Origin of the sequence: Thermosynechococcus sp. HY596 (genome assembly GCF_030518715.1) — a bacterium.
Classification (GTDB): Bacteria; Cyanobacteriota; Cyanobacteriia; order Thermosynechococcales; family Thermosynechococcaceae; genus Thermosynechococcus.
This window is the reverse complement of sequence record NZ_CP130346.1, coordinates 544,889-567,551: the sequence shown is the minus strand read 5'-3', so window position 1 is coordinate 567,551 and position 22,663 is coordinate 544,889. Positions and strand designations below refer to the sequence as shown.

Genomic DNA, 22,663 nt, shown 5'->3' with positions numbered 1-22,663 from the left:
TCATAGCCGAACGGTGACGGTTGTCCCCCCTTGAGGCAGTGTCAACTCCTGTGTGCGGGTTTGGCCTTGGGCTGTCACTGTTAAGCGATAGCGACCAAGATAGCCGCGTCCTTGCCATTGGCCTTGGGCATTGGTTTGACCCGTCACCTTTGTCCACCACTCCTCAAACAGCAGTTTGCGGTAGGCGATCGCCGCTGGCTTGGCGGAAAAGTCTTGGCGATAGAGTCCGGCTTGGGGACGCCAATGGTTCCCCGCCCAAAAGCCCCAAAGCAAAATTTCCTTGACTGCGGAGTGGGCAAAACCAATGCGATAAATTTGGCGCAGGGTCTGGGCCTGCTGTTGCTCATCGGCCAAACTCACACTCACTTCGGTAATTTTCAAGGGGAGATTGAACTGGGCGAGGGTATCGAGGGCACGCTGCATTTTGGCCTCATCTAAGGGATATTCCAGATGGGCTTGAATCCCAATCCCGCCAAGGGGCACCCCTTGGGCCAAGAGACTGCGAATTTGCTCAACATAGTCGTTCAGGCGATCGCCCTCAATGATGCCGTAGTCGTTGACATAGAGAATCGCATCGGGATTGCCCTCGCGGCACCATGCAAACATCTCCTTAACAATGCCCTCCCCAAGGCGACTGCGGAAAAAATTGCCATGGAGCATCTCATTGTTGACATCAAATTCGTTGATCCGACCGCGATAGTGGCGACAGACAGTAATGGCATGGTTTTTCACCGCTGCGCGCAATTGCTGCGGCGGTAGTGTTTTCAGCCATGGGGGATTAAACTGCTCCACTTCCCAAAAGAGGGTATGCCCCCGCATTGGCCAGCCTTGGGCCTGCACCCAGCTGAAGAGGGCGTCAGCCATAGTAAAGTCCAGCTTGCCCTGCTCTGGCTCCAATTGATACCACTTGAGGGCATTTTCATGGACGGCGGCATTGAAGTTTGCCTGAGCCGTTTGTTTGTACCAGTCAGCAGCCGGAGGTGGGCTGGGGCGAAACATCTCCGTATCGAGGGCAACGCCAAAGGGAAAGGCATGGCTTTGCTGCAGCAGTTGGACGTGGGCATGGGGAATCGGACGGCCTTGGGCATTCTCAACGACGACGGTGAGGGGCGCCTGTCGCAATTGCTCAATTTGCTGGCTGAGGGTATCAGTGGCCACAGAAGAGGCAGAGGTACCGCAGGCAACCACTAAGAGAGCGGCCAAGCAACTCAACCAGAGAAAACGGCGCCAGTTCAGCATAGATGATGACCTTTTGCGACGAGGGCTTCAGATGGATTGCATCCCTAATGGCTCACTTGAATCCCCTGTTGACGCAGTTGTTCCACAAAAAACTCTTCGAGGGTGGGGCGAGCAAGGCGCAGTTGGAGGATTTTACCGCCCATTTCTTCAACGAGGGTGAGGAAGCGTTGTAGGGGAATTTTGATCACGCCTTGCCAGCGATCGCCCTGAATATCTAAGGAATAGAGCCATTCCTGAAGGCCATCCACATGACCGCCTTTGCCCACCACGTGATAGGCTTCGCTACTGCCAAGGAGTTCATCCACACCGCCTGCGCAAATCAATTGCCCTTGCGCCAAAATACCAATGCGATCGCAGATGGCCTCCACATCCGCTAGGACATGACTATTAAAGAAGATCGTCTTGCCCTGCTGTTTTAAGGAAAGAATGATCTCGCGAATTTGGTAGCGGCCAAGGGGGTCGAGACCCGACATGGGTTCGTCCAAAAAGACCACTTCGGGATCGTTAATCAGGGCTTGCGCCAATCCTACCCGCTGCACCATCCCCTTCGAGTAGCGGCGCATTTGCTTTTTGCGGGCATCCTTGAGGTTGAGGCCCACCATTTCCAACAGCAGAGGAATGCGTTCTTTGCAGGTGGCGGCACTGAGGCCAAAGAGTCCCGCCGTAAACTCTAGGAACTCCCAAGCCGTCAAATAGTCATAAAAGTAGGGGTTTTCCGGCAGGTAGCCAATCCGCTGCCGCACGGCGCGATCCCCCAAGGGATGTCCCAGCAGCGTACCCTGCCCTGCACTGGGTTGCACTAGCCCCAAGAGAATCTTCAGCAGGGTGGTTTTACCGGCGCCATTGGGGCCAAGTAGGCCAAAGGTTTCCCCCTTGTACACTCGCAGCGAGACAGACTTGAGGGGCGTGAGCACCGTCCGCAGCCAAAATCCGCTACGGTAGGACTTTTGTAAGTTCTCAACCGCCACCACAGGGGGGCGATCGCCCGCAGCGTCAGCCAGCATACCGGAGATTCACCTCAGGAAGAACGAGGGCGATGGAAATGCAAACCCACCAAAGCATCATAGAGAAAGGGCAAGAAATTCCCTGGTTCCAATATACCAAGGGTCTGTTTGCAGCCGTGGGCATCGAGGAGGGGTTTAACGGCGTAGTAGGCCGGCTGCACTTTGTACCAAGGGATATTCGGCCAGAGATGGTGGATGAGGTGATAGTTTTGACCAAAAATGAGGATGTTTAGGAGGCGGCTGGGATAAACGCGGGCATTGTGCCAGCGATCGCGCTCGGTATGGGGACGGTGGGGAAAATAGTCAAAAAACAGCCCCAACATCAGACCCACCACCCCGGCAGGCAAAAACCAATAATTAAGCACGTAGTCTAAATAGCCATTAAACGCCGCAAAGATCACAATGCCCACCAGCGTCAAGCGACTGAGAAACCACTCCCAAAGTTCATAGTTGCGCCAAAGCCGCCGCTTAAAAAAGAACACCTCATGGTAGAAAAAGCGGGGTGCAATCAGCCACAGGGGTCCCCCTTTGGAGACATAGTGGTCGGGATCGTTTTCGGGATCATTGACATGGGCATGGTGCTGCATGTGCACCCGTGTAAAGACAGGGAAAACAAACCCCAACATCAGGGCACTGCCATGACCCATAATTGCATTCATAATGCGGTTACTGTGGGCAACATTGTGGGAGGCATCGTGGATTACTGTGCCCATGAGGTGCAAGGCCAGCATATTGGCCACAAATGAGACCCAGCCCGGCCAGTGACCTTGAAAGTAGCCCCAAGTGGATAAAATGGCGATCGCAAATGCGGCAAAAAACATCACTAAGGTGGGATTAAAGCCCACCGGGGGACCTAAAAATTCCTTGGGAACCGTGGCCGGGATCGCTGCCTCCGTGATCATCCGCGCGGTCGCTCCTCACATTGTTGCAAAATGTTACCTTCATACTATGTAGGCTAATCAGCGGTACAAAATCAAGTCGCACGATTCCAAAAGTGGGTCACCGCCCTTTGCTCAAGGATGGCCCTAGAACCGTTGCTCTAGTGGAGCCACAATGCTACAAACGCTGCGGATTCAGAACTTTGCCCTCGTTGCGGAGCTAGAGGTGACCTTTCAGCGGGGGTTGAATGTCCTCACGGGGGAAACGGGGGCAGGCAAGTCGATTCTCCTCGATGCCATTGATGCTCTCCTTGGGGGGAAGCTCTCGGCGCGGCAATTGCGATCGGGGACAGAGCAGGGCTGTATCGAAGCCACTTTCACCCTGACCCCCCCAGTGAGAGACTGGCTGGCCACCCTAGAAATTGATGCTGAAGGGGATGAGGTGATCTGTAGCCGCGAGTTTAGTCTCAAGGGGGAGACCTTTCGCAGTCGCAGCCGCGTCAATGGTGTGCTAGTGAATCGCCAGCAACTTCAGGAATTGCGGCGGCACCTTGTGCGCCTGACAGCTCAAGGACAGGCAGGACAACTGGCCAGTGCCTCTCAACAGCGGGATTGGCTTGATCGCTATGGGGGCGAGGCCTTAATGAGCCAGCGGCAGCGGGTGGCAGACGCCTACCGAGTATGGCAACAACGGCAACGGGAATTGCAGGATTTTGCCGCTCAGGAACAGCAACGGCTCCAGCGACTCGACTTACTGCACTTTCAACTCCAAGAACTGTTGCCGGCTGCCCTAGACGACCCTGAAGAACTGACCCAATTGCAACAGGACTACCAACGCCTCAGCCATGTGCAGGAACTACAAAGCCAAAGCCAACAGGCCTATCACCTCCTCTACGAAGGGGAACCGAGTGTGGTGACGTTGCTGGCCCAAGCCCAAGGGGCAGTGCAAGCCATTGCCAACTGGGATCCAGCGCTTCAGCCGATGAGCGAATTGTTGGCAGGGGCGATCGCCCACACCGAAGAAGCCGCCCGCCAACTGCGCAGTTATGCCGATCGCCTCGATGCGGATCCAGCCACACTCGATGCCCTCGGTCAGCGCATTCACCAATTACAACGCCTGTGTCGCAAGTATGGCCCTGATTTAGCCAGTGTCATTGCCTATCGCGATCGCATCCAAGCAGAATTAGCTGCCCTCAGGGATGCCTCTACTAGCCAAGAGTCCCTAGAAGCAGAAGTTGCCCAACTGCGGCAGACCCTTGAACAAGCCAGTGCGGCACTTCACGAATTACGACTAAAGGCAGCAGAACGCCTCGAACAAGACCTGCTGACCCATCTTCAACCCCTTGGACTCCCCCAAGCCCGTTTTATCGTGCAGGTCACAACCACAGAAGCCAGTAGTCACGGTAGTGACGAGATTACGTTTCTCTGGAGTGCCAATCCTGGCCAACCCCTGCAACCCCTTGGGGAGGTGGCCTCTGGCGGTGAAATGAGCCGATTTTCACTGGCGTTGGAGACCTGCTTGACGACACAGCAAACACCGAAAACGCTAATTTTTGATGAAATTGATGTTGGGGTTTCCGGACGCGTGGCGGGGGCGATCGCCGAGAGTTTAAGACGATTGGGGGAAACCCATCAGGTGTTGTGCGTTACCCATCAATCCTTGATTGCGGCAGCGGCTGATCATCACTATTTGGTGCAAAAGGACATTGATCCCAGTGCCGCCACAACGGTAATTCGTGTGCAATACTTAAGCGGTGAGGCACGTGTTCAAGCCCTTGCGGATTTAGCGGGGGGCGATCGCTCGGCAATGGCATTCTCATTTGCCAGTGGCCTGTTGGCACACCAACAACGCCCCTTTCCGCCTAACGCCCAAGGAATTAGCATGAAAACCTGACGATTTGATGTCCATATCCTTACAGTAAAATAAGTTTGATAGCAACATTACCGTTTGGCCGTTCTCAATGCAGCGTTCTTCCTATCCTGCGGGGGGGGATGAGTTAATGACCATTGATCAAGTGCAGCAAACTCTCCGCCGCTCCCGTGCGTCTATTTATCGTTATGTCAACACCAATAATGAAACCATTAATCCCCCCTTTGATCCCCAACGCCTCAATCCAGAGCATCGCAAAAGCCGTCGTGAACCGCTGCTGTTTCACCCCAATGAAGTGGCTCGTTTTGCCCGTGACGTGATGGGCATTACTACCCTCCAAGTGGAATTAAAAACCACGCCCCCCAATCCGACAGATGATCTCCTCAAGGAAATTCTCGGGGAATTAAAGCACATTCGCGAGGTTCTAGAGCGGGTGGAGAAGTTACTAGGAAGCTAGGCAGGTATAATACGTCTGTTTCATTTGCGCATTGACCACACATGGGTTTGCAAGCACCACGGGGAACTCGCGATATTTTGCCCGCTGAGCGGGTCTATTGGCAGTATTTAGAAACCATTGCTCGCCAGATTTTAGATCGCGCTGCCTACCGCGAAATTTGCACTCCCATTTTTGAGCAAACCCCTTTGTTTGAGCGGGGCATTGGTGAAGCCACCGATATTGTCAGTAAGGAAATGTACACCTTTAGCGATCGCGGTCAACGGTCGCTGACGCTGCGGCCAGAGGGCACGGCGGGGGTGGTGCGCGCCTATATTGAACATGGTTTGCACAGCCAAGGGGGTGTCCAACGCCTGTGGTACCTAGGGCCCATGTTTCGCTACGAGCGGCCACAGTCCGGTCGCTATCGCCAGTTTCACCAGTTGGGGGTGGAAGTTTTAGGCAGTGCCGATCCCCGTGCCGATGCCGAAGTCATTGCTGTGGCTTTAGATATTTTGCAGGCCCTGGGATTGAAGGAGTTAACCCTGATGCTCAACTCCGTGGGCGATCGCGAGGATCGCAGTGAGTATCGTCAGGCCTTGGTGGATTACCTCACCCCCTACAAGGCAGAGTTAGACCCCGATTCCCAAGAACGCCTCCACCGCAATCCCCTGCGCATCCTCGATAGTAAAGACCCTCACACCCAAGCGATTGTTAAGGAAGCGCCGCGGCTGTTGGATTATCTCAGTCCGCGATCGCGCAACCATTTTGAGCAGGTGCAATCCCTCTTGCAGGATCTGGGCATCCGCTACCAGATAAATCCTGCCCTTGTGCGGGGCCTCGACTACTATACCCACACCGCCTTTGAATTTCAGGATTTGCGTTTGGGCAATGAGGGAACCGTCTGTGGAGGGGGGCGCTACGATCACCTTGTCGAGGAATTAGGGGGACCTGCCACCCCCGCCATTGGTTGGGCGATGGGACTGGAACGATTGATTTTACTCCTGCGCGATCGCCCGTTGCCGCCGCGCGATCAACCCTACCTTTATATGGTGACCCGTGGCAAAGCTGCCGAACGCCAAGGCCTGATTTTGGCACAGCAATTGCGGCATCAAGGTTACACCGTTGAGGTGGATCTCAGCGGCAGTGCCTTTGGTAAACAGGTCAAGCGCGCCGATCGCGTTGGTGCTACGGTGTGTCTGGTGATTGGCGAGAGTGAGGCTACAGATCGCACCGTGCAAGTGAAGTGGTTGACCTCTGGGGAGCAGGTCTTGGTACCGCAACAGGAACTCTTGAGTGAGAACTGGCGATCGCGCTTTTCTGCCCCATCATGATGGCCTACTTTCTCATTAGCCACGGCAGTCCTGCCCCTGAGCCACAGGCGGCCATGGCCTTTTTGTGTCAGCAACTCACCCGCCTAGGAATGGTGGGCTGGGGCACCCTTGAGGAAGAACCACTGCCTAACAAGATTCAGGAATTCAGTGGCCAAGCGCAACGCCAAGGTGCTCAGCGGGTAGTCATTTTACCCCTGTTTTTACTGCCGGGCAACCATGTGGTGGTGGATCTGCCGCAGGCGATCGCGGCAGCCGAGTCGGTGCTTCCCATGCAATTACTCCCCTTCTTGGGGGGACAGCCGCTTTTTCAAGCATGGTTACAACGGGCGATCGCTGATGCAGCCGCCGATATTCTCCTTGGCCACGGCAGTCGTCGGCCTGAAGTTCGCCCTTGGTTTGAGGAACTGTGTCAGACCTGTGGTGTGCATCCAGCGCTCCTGACTGAAGTGGGAAGTTTAGACCATGCCATTGAGACGCGGATGGCTCAGGGATATACCAGTAGCAAAATTTATGGCTACTTTCTCTTTGGCGGTAAAACCGTTGATCAGGTCCACAGCCAACTAGCGACATTGCAAGTCAGGTATCCCCACCACGCTGTTTCCTTGGTGCCAGCCATTCAACCCACCCCCGCCTTGATCAACGTTCTTCAAGACATTCTTCAGGCAGTGCCGCTAGTGGAGCCTGTCCCATGAGTCAAGTCTTTCTCTGTGGCTACTACGGCTATGGCAATGCCGGGGACGAAGCCCTCTTGGCAACGCTCCTCGAACAGTTGCCGCCCCACGTTTCACCGGTCGTCCTCAGCGGCAATCCTACAGCTACAGCAGCCCGCTATGGCGTTGCTACCTGCGATCGCCGCCAGTGGCCAAAGGTGCTGCGCACCCTACAACAGAGCCAAGCCTTCATTTGGGGTGGTGGGAGCCTCATTCAGGATGTCACCAGTTGGCGCAGCCCCCTCTATTACCTTGGTTTGATGACCCTTGCACAGCGCTTTGGCTGTCGCACCCTTGCCTGGGCACAGGGGATTGGACCAGTGCGATCGCCCCTCTATCGTTGGTGGACACGGGCACTTCTGCGGCGTTGTCTTGCAGTCACGGTGCGCGATTCCGGGTCAGCGGCTCTCTTGCGGCAGTGGGGCATTCCCCATCAACAGGGTGCCGATCCCGTGTGGCTGATGTCAGCCCGTCCTGTTCTACCTCCCAAGGACAAGGCGCCCATTGCTGTGTGTTTACGTCCCCATCGACACCTCACGGGCGATCGCTGGCAGCTTCTAAAAATGGCCTTGCGGCAGTGGCAGGCAGAGACGGGGGTACCGCTTTTGCTGTTGCCCTTTCAGCCCCAACAGGATTTGCCCTTGGCTGAGGATCTCTATGGGGCATTGCAGCCTGAGCAGACGCAACTTGTGTCCTGTGAGGATCCCCGCGAGATGAAGGGACTGTTGGCAACAACGGCGGGGGCGATCGCCATGCGCCTCCATGCCCTGATCATGGCGGCCAGTGTGGGTTGTCGCTGTTTTGCCCTCAGCTATGATCCCAAGGTGAGTTACCTCATGGCCGATACGGGTATGGCGGGGGTTGAACTAGCAGCATTGCCCCCTGACCCCACTGCCTTGATCCACCAATGGCAACACACCTTCGCAGCCCCCGTGCCCGACTATCAACCCTACCTGCAATCGGCTGCGGTTCACAAGGCAGTACTGAATCTCCTCTAGGCCAGCCCTTCAGCAAGGATAGGATAAGATCAACTCGATGCGTCGTTTTATTGCGGCAACCCCATGAGCGAATTCCACCGCCGCTATCCGACCGGCAGCATTGTCAGTGATTTATTGCAAATTCATGACGGCCTCTTTATTGTCAAAACCACCCTCCTTGTGGGCGACACGATTCTAGCCACGGGGATGGCTGCTGCCCCCACCCTAGAACAGGCGGAAGATAGTGCCCGCCAGCGTGCCCTGCAACTTCTCGGTATTCACCTCCCTGTGCAAACGGAGGCGGAACTGATTCCCCGCACCCCCGCAGCCCTCGAGGCAGCTCCTTGGTCAGAGGCCAGCAATACTGATCTGCTCCTAGAACCCACCCCCCCTCCCAATCCCCGTCGCAGTAAGCCAGCGGTCAAACCTGTTAGCGAGAAGCCCCCCCCTAAGCGCGAACCCGTGGATCTGGCGGATGAAATTGCCCAAACCACTGTCGAAATGAAACGCTTGGGATGGACAGAAGCCCAAGGCCGTGCCTGTTTACTCGAACGCTACGGCAAGCGATCGCGCCAGCAACTGAGCGATGAAGAACTGTTGGATTTTCTCCACTTTTTGCAGCGTCAACCCAGTGCCGGAGAGCCATCGTTTTAGACCTTCAAACTCGGCAATCAAATGCAAGAAAAATTTATACTCTAGCGAAAACTTAAAGAAAAGCTATAGATTTTCACGCCAGCCCTGATCTCCCCCTTAGCTTCTTTACCATGAAGAAGTTGTTGCTGTCGAGGAAAAATCCGTGCTGGGGCCTTTTCATGTCTCACCCTTGACCCTAGGCAGTGATCCGAGTGTCCGTCGCCAGTGGATTTTTCGCCTCGTGCTGCTGATGACGGTCTTTACCCTCTTTTTGATGGCGGTGGGCAGTGCCACACGGGTGATGGATGCCGGTTTAGCCTGTCCCGATTGGCCGTTGTGCTTTGGCACGCTGGTACCGCAAATGGATTTGCAGATCTTCCTAGAGTGGTTTCACCGCCTGCTGGCCACCAGTTTAGGGCTGATGGCGATCGCCTTTGTAGGATTGAGTGTGGCTTGGCGGCAAGCTCTGCCCCCTTGGGTGCCCTCTGCTGCTGCGGCGGCACTGTGCCTTGTGATTGTGCAGGGGATTCTCGGTGGCCTGACGGTGACTGAGTTGCTGCGCTTTGAAATTGTTACCGCTCACCTGGGCACAGGACTGCTCTTCTTTTGCCTTTTGGCAGCCATCACCGTTGGTTTCGCTCCCTTTCGGGGTACGGGGAGCGCCCGTTGGTTGCGGATTGCCGCAGTGATTGCCGCGCTATGTGTCTATGGCCAAAGTTTGTTAGGGGGCTTGGTGTCTTCGCAGTGGGCAGTGCATCAGTGTCTCTATGGCGATCGCCTGTGTGTAGTCCTCAATAGCCATCTGATCGGTGCTGTCCCAGCTACCCTGAGTGTTTTAGGGGTAGTGATTGTCGCTTGGCGTAGCCCCGCCTTGGCCTCCCTCTTGCGCCAACTCAGTTTCTCACTCCTGCCAGTGGTGGCTCTGCAGGTGGCCTTGGGCTGGAGCACCCTACAACTAAAGCTACAGGTGCCGGCTCTCACCGTTGCCCATCAAATGATTGGCGCCACCCTCTTGGGGGTGTTGGTTGCCATTTCCACATTGGCGTGGCGCGATTGCCCATCCGGTTCCCTGAAGCATAAGTTTTGAACGATCTTGAGGCTCGCATGACATTCTTAGCCAGACTTTCCTCCTCAACGGGGGATCTTTCGACAAAATTAGTGGACTATGTCCAACTCACCAAACCGCGGTTAATTCTGCTTTTTTTGATTACAACTGCGGCAGCAATGGAAGTGGCAAGCCAAGGTCGGGTGGCTCCCCAATTGCTCCTGATAACCCTTGTCAGTGGTGCCTGTGCAGCGGCGGCAGCGAATACGCTCAACTGTCTCTATGACCGCGATATTGATGCCATTATGGAGCGGACGCGCCGTCGCCCTTTGCCAGCGGGTCGGGTGGCTCCTTGGGAAGCGCTGTTTCTAGCAGTGCTCTTGGCAACAACGGCCTTTAGCCTCTTGGCAGTGTTTGCCAACCTCCTGAGTGCGAGCCTTGCTATGGCGGGAATTGCGGTTTATGTGGGGGTCTATACCCACTGGCTGAAGCGGTCTTCGCCGCAAAATATCGTCATTGGCGGTGCGGCTGGGGCGATTCCCCCCTTGGTGGGTTGGGCAGCGGTGACGGGAGAACTGAGTTGGGCGGCTTGGGTGCTGTTTGCCATTATCTTTATCTGGACGCCGCCCCATTTTTGGCCGTTGGCGATGCTGATTCAAGAGGACTATGCCCGTGTGCGGGTGCCGATGCTGCCGGTGGTTAACGGCGATCGCGTCACGGCACGGCAGATTTTTCTCTACACCTTGGCACTGGTGCCCACCAGTCTGCTGTTAATCTACCCCTGTGGTGTCGTGGGCTGGGGCTATGGTGTGGTGGCGATCGCCCTTGGTAGTTGGTTTATTTACCGCGCGTGGCAGTTGACCCAAGCCCCCGAGGACAAAGAACAGGCACGCAGCCTCTTTAAGTTCTCGATTCTCTACATGATGCTGCTGTGTGCTGCCATGGTGGGCGATCGCATTCTGCTGCCCCAATTGCCAGAAAGCCTCGATGCCCTTGCTTGCCTCTTGAGTTAGGCGTGCCCCAACTGTTGCAACCACTCAATGAGGATCGGGTTCACCAGCTCCGGGCGATCGTCATGGGGACAATGGCCAGTATTGGGCAGTCGCTCAATGCGAATCGGCAAGCGATCTTGATGGGCTGCAAAGTGCTGAGTCCCCGACACCGGCGTCCAAGGATCCACCTCACCCCAGAGCACCAGAATCGGCACTTGAACCTCTGGCAGCAAATCCACAATTTTCGGTCCCGGCGGTGCTGAAATCACACGGGCAAACACTTCTTTGGCACCGGCATCCATGGCGGGCCGATGCAGCAGTTCCACCAATTCATCGGTAATAGCGTCGGGATTGGCATAGACTTGGGTCAGGGTTTTGCGGATGCGCGCTGGCTGGCGAATTTGATCAAAAATAATGTGACCAATGATAGGAGAGGCTACTAAGGCGCGAAAAATAGCTGTAAAGAGACTCTGCGTCCAGTTCAGTTCATTGGGACGGTGGTTGAGTCCCCCGGCACAGTTGAGAACACTCACCGCACGGCAGGTGTGGCCATAGCGAGCCGCCATCATCAGACACAGCAGACCACCAATGGAATTCCCTACCCAAACCACGGGTTCCCCAATGTGGGCTTGCCAAAAGTCCGCCAGTAGCTCGGCCCACAGATCCAAACTGTAGGTTAAATCCGGCTTTGCCGAAGCACCAAAACCCAGTAAATCAAGGGCATAAACACGGTAACCTGCGGCGGTGAGAGCAGGGATATTTTTGCGCCAGTGACCAATAGAGGCACCAAAACCATGAACCAACACCACTGGGGCACCACTGCCATTGACGCTGTAGCGAATGCGATGGCCACGCCAAGTCCAATCTGCGGTGGGAAAAGCTGCGGTGGCTGAAAGCGTAGAGGTCATTCTGCCCATTCCCGAAATGTATTACTTTTAGAATAGCGATCTTTAAGTTTCGTAACAATTTTATGGCAACCGCACTGATTACGGGGGCAACGGGGGGATTAGGGCAGGCCTTTGCCCAAGCCTTGGCCGATCGCCAGCACGCTTTGATTCTCACTGGTCGCCGCCTCGACACCCTAGAAGAGCTAAAGACCCAGCTCAGCACACAAGTACCGGTTGTAGGTATTCCCCAAGACCTCAGCGAACCCAATGCGGCGCTCCGCCTCTATGAACAGATTCAGTCCCTAGGACTAACGGTGGATGTATTAGTCAATAATGCCGGCTTTGGGGATTATGGTGCCTTTGGCGATCGCGATCGCCAGCAATTGACGGCCATGCTCCAAGTGAACATTACAGCGCTAGTAGAACTCACCCATCTCGTGCTCCAAGAAATGCGCTCCCGCCGCCAAGGTACGATCATCAACGTTAGCTCCATTGCTGCCTGTCAGCCCCTGCCCTACCTCGCCGTCTATGCCGCCAGCAAAGCCTTTGTTCGCCACTTCAGCGAAGCCCTGTGGGCAGAAGTCAAACCCTTGGGCATTCGTGTCCTAGGAGTGTGTCCAGGGCCAACGGCCACCGATTTCTTTGAGCGGGCAGATATGCTGCGCAACCCCGCGCTCCTTGCCCGGCAGGACACTCCCGAACAGGTGGTGGCCGAAACCCTTGCGGCGTTGCAAACCGATGTGGCCACGGTCATTCCCGGTCAGCCCGCCAATCGCTTCCTTGCCCTTGCTGGTCGGTTGGTGCCCCGCCAGTGGTTGGTGCAGCAGTTAGAACCCCGCTTCCGTCCCGCCGCTCAATAGGAGCAAGCCCAAAAAGGAGCCACTGTTCCAGATGCTGTGGAGAATCATGGCTGCACCGATATTTTGCGATCGCCAGTAGATGTAGCTGAGCACGGTTCCCAAAACCGTCAAGGGCAATAGATCGGCCAAATTCAGGTGGGCAATGGCAAAGAGGAGTCCCGTCACCCCCATGGCAGTGCCGAAGGGCAAATAGGATTGCACCGAACGAAAGAAAAATCCTCGAAAGAGAATCTCCTCAAAGAAGGGTGCCATCACTGCCACCATGACATAGAGTAGGGCAAAGGTGGTATAATCGCGGCTTTGTAAAATAATTTCCAGTAGGGGATTGCCGCCCCCTTGATTTTTCAGCAGGGCTTGACTAATCAGGGAACTGACCACGACTAACGGCAGTGCCGCCAAATAACCGCCGACCCCCCAACGCAAGGCACCCCCTAACCCCCCTTGCCAACATAACCAATCCGCAGGGCGCTTACCAAAGGGACGCAGAAAGTACCACAGCCAGCCCAAGCCAGCAACCATCATCATCCCGTAGCTCATTAAGGCATACAGCGTTTGAGCCATGGCAGAGCCCAGTGGCAGTCCTAGGCCGATCAGGGAGCGCACCAAGGGCATCAATACCAAACTAATGGCAAAGAAGAGAGCAAACCAGATCACCATGCCTTCCCACAGGGTTTCCCAGCCCCATGTCACGGGGGTCAGGGGTGGCAGAGTGTTCCCGTGCTGGCGGCGGCGCAGGTGTTGATAGATCCAGACAATCCAAAGCACAATCCCAATTAAACTCCCCAAAACAGGAGTGACACCAAGGAGGGCAAGGCGATAGAAGGCCGCTTGGGCGCGATTTTGTTCTGCACGGGTCAAGGTCATCAGGGCGTCGGATCGCTGTTGCAGTTCATAGAGGCGTTCGAGGGCGCGATCGCGAAACCAGCCTTGGAGTGTATTTTTAATCAATGGTTCGGCATCTGGCAGCAATTGCGGGGGATCGGTCCACAATCCCATCAGCACTTCTGCGGTACTGCGGGTTGCCCCTTGAGCCTCATTAATGAGGAGTTGCCATGTGTTGAGGGCGCGATCGTGCTGGCCGGCATCGGCATAGAGCAGTCCCAATTGAAGACGCAGCGGTTGGTTTTGTGGTGTGGGTGTGGCCAGTACCTCTTCATAGGCTTTGATTGCGCTTTCCACATTCCCCACAAGGCGATCGCGGGTTGTGGCATCTCCCAGACCCTGCCATTCTCGGGCTTGTAGTGACAAATTGGTCTGAAATAGGTTAATTTGCCCTTGGGTTTGGGGTTCTAAATAACTGCCCAGCAACGACACCGTCAGGAGGGCAGCAACCACGACACTGAGGGCTGCAAGCACCAACCGCTTTAGAGACATAGGGCAAAGCTGACAAGGGACTCCCCAAAACCTTAGCGGAAAGCGACCCAAGGGATCAATCCAGTGCTTGCTTCAATGTCCCGATCTCGATTAAATGGAGACTTGTTGCGTGGACATGATTCTATGGGTATTGATCTGAGCCGTATTCCTGCCCAACCCAAGCCGGGTGTTGTCAATGTGCTGGTGGAAATTGCGGGGGGCAGTCGGAATAAATATGAGTTTGACAAGGAAATGAACGTCTTTGCCCTCGATCGCGTGCTCTATTCGGCGGTGACCTATCCCTATGATTATGGGTTCATTCCCAATACACTGGCGGATGATGGCGATCCCCTCGATGGTCTAGTGATCATGGATGAGCCGACGTTTCCGGGATGTGTGATTCCTGCCCGTCCTATTGGCATGCTGGAGATGATTGACAGTGGCGATCGCGACGAGAAAATTCTCTGTGTGCCTGTTGATGATCCTCGCTATGCTGAGGTGACGTCCCTCAAGGACATTGCGCCCCACCGCCTCGAAGAAATCGCTGAGTTCTTCCGTACCTACAAGAATCTGCAAAAGAAAGTGACTGAAATTCTTGGCTGGCAGGATGTGGATGCGGTGCAGCCCCTTGTTGAAAAATGCATCAAGGCCTATAAAGGCTAGTGCCTAACCAGCACACGCTCTAAAAAGAGGCGGGTTCGCTCCTGTTGCGGACGACGAAACAGTTCTTGGGGCGATCCTTCCTCAATAATTTGGCCATCGGCAAGAAAGACGACGCGGCAAGAGACTTCACGGGCAAATTGCATTTCGTGGGTGACCACCACCATGGTCATTGCTTCTTCGGCCAGTTGTCGCATCACGGCGAGGACATCCCCCACTAGCTCCGGGTCAAGGGCAGAGGTGGGTTCGTCAAAGAGGAGAATTTCCGGCTGCATGGCCAAGGCGCGGGCGATCGCCACCCGTTGTTGTTGCCCCCCGGAGAGTTGCCGAGGATAGGCATCCCGTTTGTCCAGCAATCCTACTTTGGTCAATAAACTTTCAGCCATTTCAATAGCCACGCGGCGGGGGAGCTTGCGCACAAGGATCGGCGCTTCGATGATGTTTTGCAAGACTGTCATGTGGGGAAAGAGGTTAAAGTTCTGAAAGACCATACCCACATCCCGGCGAATCACCCGCAGTTGTTGCGGCGTTGGCACTGGGGGCAGGTAATGACCGAGAATGAGAATCTCCCCCGATTGGTACGTCTCCAACCCATTCAAGCAGCGGAGCAAGGTGCTTTTGCCAGAACCACTGGGGCCAATGAGGGCAACCACCTCTTGCTTAGCAACGGTGAAGTTGATGTCCTTCAGGACGTGGCGATCGCCAAAATATTTATTGAGGTGGCGGGTTTGGATCACGATTTCTGGGGCTGCCCCACGCTGAGTCATCGCTGCTACCTAAAAACCGTTATGCTGACTAAACAGATTCTCCGCATCGCCCATTGGTTAGGCTAGGGTTATCAATATAAGGAAGTGCTTCTCCTTGCTCCCCATGATACGGTGGGAGAACACAATTCTATGATCGATCGCTAAACTTGAGAGTGCCGAAAAACCCATCCCGCAGCATCTGCTATGTCCACCCTTGTTATCGTTGAATCCCCGACAAAAGCCCATACCATTCGCAAATTTCTGCCCCCGGACTATCGCGTTGAAGCCTCGATGGGTCATGTCCGTGATCTGCCCCGCAGCGCTGCTGATGTGCCCCCCGAACTCAAGGGGGAGGAGTGGGCAACCCTAGGGGTGAATGTCGCTGCTGGCTTTGAACCCCTCTACATTGTCCCCAAAGACAAGCAAAAAGTTGTCAAAGACCTGAAAACGGCCCTGAAAACTGCTGATGAACTCCTGCTTGCGACCGATGAAGACCGCGAAGGCGAAAGTATTAGTTGGCACTTGCTGCAACTGTTGGAGCCAAAGGTGCCCGTGCGGCGCATGGTCTTCCATGAAATTACGGAAGAGGCCATCCGAGAAGCCCTGCGCAATTGCCGCGATGTCAATCAACAACTCGTGCGTGCCCAAGAAACGCGGCGTATCCTCGATCGCTTGGTGGGCTATACCCTGTCGCCCCTGCTGTGGCGGAAAATTGCTCCCCATCTGTCGGCGGGGCGGGTGCAGTCGGTGGCAGTGCGTCTATTGGTGCAACGGGAGCGGGAACGGCTGGCCTTCCGCAAGGGGCAATTTTGGGATCTCAAGGCCACGCTGGATCAACGGGGAACCCTCTTTCCAGCCCGTTTGGTGAGTGTCGGCGGTCAACGCTTGGCCACGGGCAATGATTTTGATCCTGCTACAGGACAGGTGCGCAACCCTGATGCTGTCTTGCTCTTGGATGAGGCGGCGGCCAATGCCCTGCGCGATCGCCTGCTGACGGAAACATGGACGGTCACTGAACAAGAGGAGCGCCAACAAACCCGCAAACCCGCTCCTCCCTTTACCACCTCGACGCTGCAACAGGAAGCCAACCGCAAACTGCACCTCTCGGCCCAGGAGACGATGCGCATTGCCCAAAAGCTCTATGAAGAGGGCTATATCACCTATATGCGCACGGACTCTGTGCATCTGTCGGAACAGGCGATCGCTGCCGCTCGCAGTTGTGTGGAAGCCATGTACGGCAAAGCCTTTTTGTCGCCCCAGCCGCGGCAGTACACCACCAAAACCAAGGGCGCCCAAGAAGCCCACGAAGCGATTCGCCCTGCGGGTAGTCAGTTTCGCACCCCCCAAGAAACCGGCCTTAAGGATCGGGAACTGGAACTCTACGAACTGATCTGGAAGCGCACAGTGGCCTCACAAATGGCTGATGCCCGCGTCACCCTGCTAACGGTCTCGATTACGGCGGGGGATGCCCTCTTCCGTGCCCACGGTAAACGCATTGATTTTCCGGGCTTTTTCCGTGCCTATGTGGAAGGGTCGGATGATCCCGATGCCGCCCTCGAAAGCCAAGAGGTGATGCTGCCCCTGATGCAGGTGGGCGATATTCTCCGCTGCCAAGCCCTTGAAAGTGTCGGTCACGAAACCCAGCCGCCGCCACGCTACACCGAAGCCAGCCTTGTTAAAGCCCTCGAGCAAGCCGGCATTGGGCGTCCCAGCACCTACGCCACCATCATCAGCACGATCCAAGACCGCGAGTATGCCATTCGGCGGGGCAATGCCCTTGAACCCACCTTTACTGCCTTTGCGGTTACGGCACTGCTGGAGAAATACTTCCCCGACTTAGTGGACATTAACTTCACGGCGCGGATGGAGCAAACCCTTGATGAGATTTCCACGGGGGAGGTGCAGTGGCAACCCTACCTTGAATCCTTCTATCTGGGTGAAAACGGCCTTGAGCAGCAGGTCAAAGAGCGGGAGCGCACAATTGAGTCCACAGAAGCCCGGGCGATCGCCCTGCCAGAACTGAATGCCGAAGTGGTGGTGGGTCGCTTTGGTCCTTTTGTCGTCTATCAAAATGGCAATGGCAGCGAACCGATTAAAGCCTCGTTGCCCCAAGATGCCACTCCCGGTAGCCTCACCCGCGAACAAGTGGAGCAATTAATTCGCCAAAAACTAGAGGGTCCCGACAAGCTAGGTGTGCATCCTGAAACTGGCGAACCGATCTTCTTGCTAACGGGGCGCTTTGGTCCCTATGTGCAGTTGGGGGAAGCCACAGCGGCCAATCCAAAACCCAAACGAGCCTCGTTACCCAAGGGGGTCAGTCCCGATGAAGTCACTCTAGACTTGGCGATTACGCTGTTGTCGCTGCCCCGCATATTGGGGGTTCATCCCGAAACGGGCAAACTGATTCAAGCCAATCAAGGTCGCTTTGGCCCCTACATTGTCCATGACCCTGAGGGGGAAAAGGACTATCGTTCCCTCAGGGGGGAGGATGATGTTTATACGATTACCCTAGAGCGTGCCTTGGAGCTGCTGGCGACCCCGAAAGCGAGTCGTGGCCGTGCCAAAAAACAGGTGCTCGCGGTGTTGGGGACTCACCCAGAGGATGGCGAACCGGTGCAGATCTTGGATGGTCCCTATGGTCCCTATGTCAACCACGGCAAGGTGAATGCCTCACTGCCGGAAGGGGTGAGTCCAGAGACCATGACCCTTGAGCAAGCCCTGCCCCTATTGGCGGAGAAAGCACCGAAGAAAACCCGCCGCAGCGCAACAGCCACTGCCCCGAAACCAAAATCAACCACCAAAAAGACCAGTACAAAGACGGCCACCAAGACCGCAAAAACCAGCCGCCGTAAGTCAACGGAAACCTAGGTGAATTCCCCTTTTGCTGCTGAAACTCTCCTCTTTGAGCGATCGCGCCCGCGGCCAGAGGCACTGCGCGTCATCTATGGCTTTCCCAATACCTACAGCGTTGGCATTACCAGCTTAGGGTATCAACTAGTGTGGGCACAACTGGCCAGCCGTCCTGATGTGGCCGTGAGTCGCCTCTTTACCGATGTGCACGAACTCCTGCCTCGAGATCCCGAGTTAGTGGGCTTTTCCTTCTCGTGGGAGTTGGACTACGGCAATCTATTGGCGCTCTTGGAGCAGTTGGGCATTCCCATTTGGCAGCGCGATCGCCACGATCGCTATCCTTTGATCTTTGGCGGTGGTCCAGTGCTGACGGCCAATCCCGAACCCTTTGCCGACTTTTTTGATGTCATTTTGCTAGGGGACGCCGAACCGCTTTTAGATCCCTTTCTGACGACAATGGCGCAGGTGCGCACTGCTGCGCGATCGCAACAGTTGGAAGCCCTTGCCCAAGTGCCCGGCCTCTATGTCCCCAGTCTTTATGCCGTCGGTTATGCCAGTGCCACAGGCCCGATTCAAGGAATTGAACCCCGAAAGCCCACGGTACCCGCCACAGTGACCAAACAAGTCCATCGCGGCAATACCCTTGCTGCCTCAACGGTGGTCACCCCCCTCGCCGCTTGGGAAAAGATTTACATGGTGGAGGTGGTGCGTAGTTGTCCAGAGCTATGTCGCTTTTGTTTGGCCAGTTATTTGACCTTGCCCTTTCGCACGCCCAGTCTCGAAACACTGATTCCTGCCATTGAGCGGGGGCTAGCGGTCACCGATCGCCTAGGGCTTTTGGGTGCCTCGATTACCCAGCATCCCGAATTTCCCGCCTTGATTGAGTATCTAGGCCAACCACAATTTGACCATGTGCGGGTGAGTTTAGCGTCTGTGCGCACAAATACGGTCACTGAATCCCTTGCCCAACTCTTGAGTCAACGGGGCAGTCAATCCCTGACGATCGCCATCGAAACGGGGTCTGAGCGTCTGCGCCAAGTGATCAACAAAAAGCTTGGGACTGAGGAGATTCTTGCTGCTGCCAGCCATGCCCAAGCCGGCGGCCTCAAGGGGTTAAAGTTTTATGGCATGGTGGGACTGCCCACAGAAACCGATGCCGATGTTGCAGCTACGGTGGATCTCTTTCGCCAATTGAAAAAAACAGCGCCGCGCCTGCGACTCACCCTTGGCTGTAGTACCTTTGTGCCCAAGGCCCATACCCCTTTCCAGTGGTGGGGCGTGCAACCCGTAGCCGAAAAACGTCTTAAGTTCCTGAAAAAAGAATTGGCCAAATTGGGGATTGAGTTTCGTCCTGAATCCTATAATGACTCGCTGATTCAAGCTTTAATTTCGCGGGGCGATCGCCGGCTTGCTCCCCTGCTTGAGCAGGTGCGTCACTATGGCACTTCCTTGGGCAGTTATCGCCGGGCGTTTAAGGAACTGCGCGGACAGTTGCCCGACTTTGAAGCCTACGTCACTGCTAATTGGCCAGAGGAGACGATCTTACCGTGGCAGCATCTCCAGAGTGGCCTGCCCACTAAAACCTTGCAAAATCATCTGCAGCGAGCGATCGCCTAGGCCAGTCTGCGCTGATACCCCTGTTTAGTGACTTTAGCCTGAAAACAGCATTGGGGCGATGAAGTCTTTCTGATGTCTATACCGTCCTGCGACTCAACTCTCTCTTTTCTGACGCTTCCCCGCTCGCTCTCCATCAATTCGTTGGCCTCGCACTGACCACCCATACTCACACGCCACCCAAGAGTCAAACCCCGTTTCATCGATATACACCAGCGTTTCCTTGCCGTGGCTCTCTACCCATGTGTTCCTAAATTCCGATACTGAAAGCCCCCGACTTTAGTCGGTGGGAAGTTTACTATAACCAAGCTGCCAAGAGTGTGACCACGCCCAAGCCCGTGAGGGCAAGCCAGATGAAGGCATTCGGTAAAGGCGTAGCAGGGGGCGGTGGTTCTTGGGGTTTTGGGGGGGCAGCCGATGGCTTTTTCGGGGAACGGCTGTAGGGGGACGTGTAGGCGCGATCGCCCACATGGGATAGGTCAGGAATTTCGCTGTACCATTCCGGACGGCGTTTGAGTTGGGGAGCCTCCAAAATCGCTAGCAAGCGACGACTTTCCTGCCGCGTGTGATGATCCGGGTGTTGTTGGAGTTGACGGCAGAGGCTGACGGCAGCCCCTTGATCGCCAGCAGCACTATAGGCCGTGACTAACCAGAGGCTAATTTCCCCCGATCGCACCGCATTTCCCTCCGCCAGCGCCGCCGCCTGTCCTAAAAGAACAATCGATTGTTGGTAGTTTCCCCGCTCGAAGGCCTGTTGCCCTTGCTGAAAGAGGGCAGCGACTGCATCCGTCATGGCCTATGAGCTGACCCCCACGTCTTCGACCACAATAAGCCCCTTTTTGAGCAGCGCTTGCAGGTCAGCATTGTGGGTTTTGCAGTTGCGCCAGCGCCGCTCATCGACATTTTCATTGCGACCGGGCTGCAGGGTCACAGGTCCAAAGAAACTATCAAAGGTCATGGGCTGTTCGAGGTAGCTAATCACAGTCAGCATGCCAGCAGAGGTTCGACAAACTCACTATTTTCAGGATAAGGCTAGAGTGGATCTGCTGCCGAGTTGAGTTGAGTATGGTTCGTACACGGTTGAGTTGCGTTGGGATGGCGATCGCCCTTGTGGCACTGACGGGCTGTCCATTGCGTTTGCCCGATCGCAACTCCCCCACCCCTAATACGGGGGCATCTTTGCCTCCCCTTGCCCCCACGGAGCGACCCAATGCGGGGGAGAATTTCATTGCCAAGGTGGTTGCTGAGGCAGGGCCAGCAGTGGTGAGCATTGATACCCTACGCCTGCGCCGCAGTCAAGAGGATAGTTTTCTCAATCCTTTTCCAATACCAGATGTGCCGCTGCGCCAAGGTCAAGGCTCTGGGTTTATATTTACCCCCGATGGCAAGATTATGACCAATGCCCATGTGGTGGAGGGGGCTACTGCCGTGCGAGTCACGCTCCCCGATGGTCGCCAATATGACGGCAAGGTGGTGGGTGCTGATTCCCTGACGGATGTGGCTGTTATTCAAATTGATGCCGAAAATTTACCCACCGTACAGCTGGGGAATTCGGATACCCTTGTCCCGGGCGAGTGGGCGATCGCCATCGGTAACCCCTTGGGGCTAAGTAACACCGTAACCGCCGGCATTATTAGTGCAACGGGGCGTGCCAGTAATGAAATTGGCGCTGCCGATAAGCGGGTGAGCTTCATTCAAACGGATGCGGCGATTAATCCGGGCAATTCCGGGGGCCCCCTCCTGAATGCTGCTGGTCAAGTGGTGGGCGTCAATACCGCCGTGATTTCCCAAGCGCAGGGTCTTGGTTTTGCCATTCCCATTAATACGGCCTATCGCATTGCTGAACAGATTATTACTACGGGGCGCGCCCAGCACCTCTATCTGGGGATTCGCATGGTGCAATTGACGCCAGAAGTGGCTGCCCAAATCCGTCAAGATCAGCCCAACTGGACACTGAATCAAACCCAAGGGACGCTAATCGTTGGTGTTGCCCCCAATTCGCCGGCGGCTAAAGCGGGGCTGCAAGTGGGAGATTGGATTGCCAAAATTAACGATCTCAATCAACCCAGCCCCCAACAGGTACAAAGCGTGGTTGAGCAAACAAAGTTGGGGGAGAAAGTGACTTTGGAGATTCAACGGGGCGATCGCCGGCAAACCGTGAGCCTGCAACCGGAGCCAATGCCACCAGAATTGTATCCCTCCTCGCAGCCAGAATAAATTAGCGTCGAGGCTCCGACAGTACTGCTTCCCCCGTGAACCACCAACCACAGTAACTGAGGCGCCCATTAAAAATGCGGCAGGTGCGATAGAGGTTGTTCTGCAACAGCACCGTTTCCCCTGTGAACCACCGGCCACAATAACTGAGGCGCCCATTAAAGATGCGGCAGGTGCGATAGAGGTTGTTCTGCAACAGCACCGTTTCCCCTGTGAACCACCGGCCACAATAGCTAAGGCGTCCGTTAAAAATGCGGCAAACCCGATAAACATCACTGTGGGGCGTTTGACTGAGCCATGTCGGCACCCCTTGAGCCTGTTCTAGCCCGATGAGAAGGGCGGCAAGAATCTGAGCAACCATCAG

The 22,663-nt window shown here is 55.5% G+C and carries 22 protein-coding genes; 13 read left to right on the top strand and 9 right to left on the bottom strand.

What is annotated here, in order from left to right; all coding sequences use genetic code 11:
- Genes QYC28_RS02885 through crtR form a run of 3 tightly spaced genes read right to left on the bottom strand, consistent with a single transcriptional unit; the run spans nucleotide 1 to nucleotide 3,142 of the window.
- Nucleotides 1-1,239 (bottom strand): endo-1,4-beta-xylanase, encoded by a 1,239-nt coding sequence (locus QYC28_RS02885; protein ID WP_302679807.1) that lies wholly within the window; start codon nucleotides 1,237-1,239, stop codon nucleotides 1-3.
- Between the two features lie 44 nt (nucleotides 1,240-1,283).
- Entirely contained in the window at nucleotides 1,284-2,243 is a 960-nt protein-coding gene (locus QYC28_RS02880) for an ABC transporter ATP-binding protein (RefSeq protein WP_149818013.1), read from the bottom strand.
- A gap of 14 nt (nucleotides 2,244-2,257) precedes the next feature.
- A complete protein-coding gene (crtR, locus tag QYC28_RS02875) occupies nucleotides 2,258-3,142 on the bottom strand; it encodes a beta-carotene hydroxylase (RefSeq protein WP_399363178.1) in 885 nt (294 codons plus the stop codon).
- Nucleotides 3,143-3,296: 154 nt separating this feature from the next.
- Between crtR and recN the strand changes: the two genes are divergently transcribed.
- The 8 genes from recN (at nucleotide 3,297) to QYC28_RS02835 (ending at nucleotide 11,136) form a co-directional block, all read left to right on the top strand.
- Nucleotides 3,297-5,015: a DNA repair protein RecN gene (gene recN, locus QYC28_RS02870; RefSeq protein ID WP_302679806.1), complete on the top strand. Its 1,719-nt coding sequence runs from the start codon at nucleotides 3,297-3,299 to the stop codon at nucleotides 5,013-5,015.
- 67 nt (nucleotides 5,016-5,082) lie between these two features.
- A complete protein-coding gene (locus QYC28_RS02865; RefSeq protein ID WP_149818006.1) occupies nucleotides 5,083-5,448 on the top strand; it encodes a resolvase in 366 nt (121 codons plus the stop codon).
- 41 nt (nucleotides 5,449-5,489) lie between these two features.
- Complete coding sequence (gene hisS / locus QYC28_RS02860; RefSeq protein ID WP_149818004.1) at nucleotides 5,490-6,758, top strand: histidine--tRNA ligase; 1,269 nt, start codon at nucleotides 5,490-5,492, stop codon at nucleotides 6,756-6,758.
- Nucleotides 6,755-7,450: a sirohydrochlorin chelatase gene (locus tag QYC28_RS02855; RefSeq protein WP_149818002.1), complete on the top strand. Its 696-nt coding sequence runs from the start codon at nucleotides 6,755-6,757 to the stop codon at nucleotides 7,448-7,450. The genes hisS and QYC28_RS02855 overlap by 4 nt, the downstream gene beginning before the upstream one ends.
- Nucleotides 7,447-8,466: a polysaccharide pyruvyl transferase CsaB gene (gene csaB, locus QYC28_RS02850; RefSeq protein WP_302679805.1), complete on the top strand. Its 1,020-nt coding sequence runs from the start codon at nucleotides 7,447-7,449 to the stop codon at nucleotides 8,464-8,466. The genes QYC28_RS02855 and csaB overlap by 4 nt, the downstream gene beginning before the upstream one ends.
- A gap of 63 nt (nucleotides 8,467-8,529) precedes the next feature.
- Complete coding sequence (locus QYC28_RS02845; protein ID WP_149817998.1) at nucleotides 8,530-9,099, top strand: hypothetical protein; 570 nt, start codon at nucleotides 8,530-8,532, stop codon at nucleotides 9,097-9,099.
- A gap of 142 nt (nucleotides 9,100-9,241) precedes the next feature.
- Nucleotides 9,242-10,165, top strand: coding sequence for a heme A synthase (locus tag QYC28_RS02840; protein WP_286649844.1), 924 nt, complete (start codon nucleotides 9,242-9,244; stop codon nucleotides 10,163-10,165).
- A 17-nt stretch (nucleotides 10,166-10,182) separates the two neighbouring features.
- Nucleotides 10,183-11,136 (top strand): heme o synthase, encoded by a 954-nt coding sequence (locus QYC28_RS02835; protein WP_302679804.1) that lies wholly within the window; start codon nucleotides 10,183-10,185, stop codon nucleotides 11,134-11,136.
- Here QYC28_RS02835 and QYC28_RS02830 read toward each other — a convergent pair.
- Entirely contained in the window at nucleotides 11,133-12,023 is an 891-nt protein-coding gene (locus QYC28_RS02830) for an alpha/beta fold hydrolase (protein WP_286626514.1), read from the bottom strand. The genes QYC28_RS02835 and QYC28_RS02830 overlap by 4 nt on opposite strands.
- Nucleotides 12,024-12,085: 62 nt before the next feature.
- Between QYC28_RS02830 and QYC28_RS02825 the strand changes: the two genes are divergently transcribed.
- A complete protein-coding gene (locus QYC28_RS02825) occupies nucleotides 12,086-12,862 on the top strand; it encodes an SDR family oxidoreductase (RefSeq protein WP_302679803.1) in 777 nt (258 codons plus the stop codon).
- Here QYC28_RS02825 and QYC28_RS02820 read toward each other — a convergent pair.
- Nucleotides 12,830-14,236, bottom strand: a complete 1,407-nt coding sequence (locus QYC28_RS02820; RefSeq protein WP_302679802.1) for a type II CAAX prenyl endopeptidase Rce1 family protein — start codon at nucleotides 14,234-14,236, stop codon at nucleotides 12,830-12,832. The genes QYC28_RS02825 and QYC28_RS02820 overlap by 33 nt on opposite strands.
- Nucleotides 14,237-14,365: 129 nt before the next feature.
- On the opposite strand from QYC28_RS02820, the gene QYC28_RS02815 reads away from it, so the two are divergent.
- Complete coding sequence (locus QYC28_RS02815; RefSeq protein ID WP_149821614.1) at nucleotides 14,366-14,878, top strand: inorganic diphosphatase; 513 nt, start codon at nucleotides 14,366-14,368, stop codon at nucleotides 14,876-14,878.
- On the opposite strand, the gene QYC28_RS02810 is transcribed toward QYC28_RS02815, so the two are convergent.
- Entirely contained in the window at nucleotides 14,875-15,642 is a 768-nt protein-coding gene (locus QYC28_RS02810; protein WP_149817982.1) for an amino acid ABC transporter ATP-binding protein, read from the bottom strand. The two genes, QYC28_RS02815 and QYC28_RS02810, sit on opposite strands and share 4 nt — an antisense overlap.
- A 183-nt stretch (nucleotides 15,643-15,825) precedes the next feature.
- Here QYC28_RS02810 and topA point away from each other — a divergent pair, with 183 nt between their 5' ends.
- Together topA and QYC28_RS02800 are read left to right on the top strand one after the other, a co-directional pair.
- Nucleotides 15,826-18,489, top strand: coding sequence for a type I DNA topoisomerase (topA, locus tag QYC28_RS02805; RefSeq protein WP_149817980.1), 2,664 nt, complete (start codon nucleotides 15,826-15,828; stop codon nucleotides 18,487-18,489).
- Nucleotides 18,490-20,088 carry a radical SAM protein gene (locus tag QYC28_RS02800; protein WP_302679801.1) on the top strand — a complete coding sequence of 533 codons (1,599 nt, stop codon included), beginning with the start codon at nucleotides 18,490-18,492 and terminating at the stop codon, nucleotides 20,086-20,088.
- Between the two features lie 295 nt (nucleotides 20,089-20,383).
- Here QYC28_RS02800 and QYC28_RS02795 read toward each other — a convergent pair whose 3' ends face one another.
- Together QYC28_RS02795 and QYC28_RS02790 are read right to left on the bottom strand one after the other, a co-directional pair.
- Nucleotides 20,384-20,878 carry a hypothetical protein gene (locus tag QYC28_RS02795; protein WP_302679800.1) on the bottom strand — a complete coding sequence of 165 codons (495 nt, stop codon included), beginning with the start codon at nucleotides 20,876-20,878 and terminating at the stop codon, nucleotides 20,384-20,386.
- A 3-nt stretch (nucleotides 20,879-20,881) separates the two neighbouring features.
- The gene (locus tag QYC28_RS02790) at nucleotides 20,882-21,076 is read right to left on the bottom strand and encodes a hypothetical protein (RefSeq protein ID WP_149817974.1); all 195 of its coding nucleotides are present in this window, start codon (nucleotides 21,074-21,076) and stop codon (nucleotides 20,882-20,884) included.
- 74 nt (nucleotides 21,077-21,150) lie between these two features.
- On the opposite strand from QYC28_RS02790, the gene QYC28_RS02785 reads away from it, so the two are divergent.
- Nucleotides 21,151-22,302: a trypsin-like peptidase domain-containing protein gene (locus tag QYC28_RS02785; protein WP_302679799.1), complete on the top strand. Its 1,152-nt coding sequence runs from the start codon at nucleotides 21,151-21,153 to the stop codon at nucleotides 22,300-22,302.
- Nucleotide 22,303: 1 nt separating this feature from the next.
- Here the strand turns inward: QYC28_RS02785 and QYC28_RS02780 are convergent, their stop codons facing one another.
- Nucleotides 22,304-22,660 (bottom strand): hypothetical protein, encoded by a 357-nt coding sequence (locus tag QYC28_RS02780; protein WP_149817972.1) that lies wholly within the window; start codon nucleotides 22,658-22,660, stop codon nucleotides 22,304-22,306.
- Between the last annotated feature and the right edge of the window lie 3 nt (nucleotides 22,661-22,663).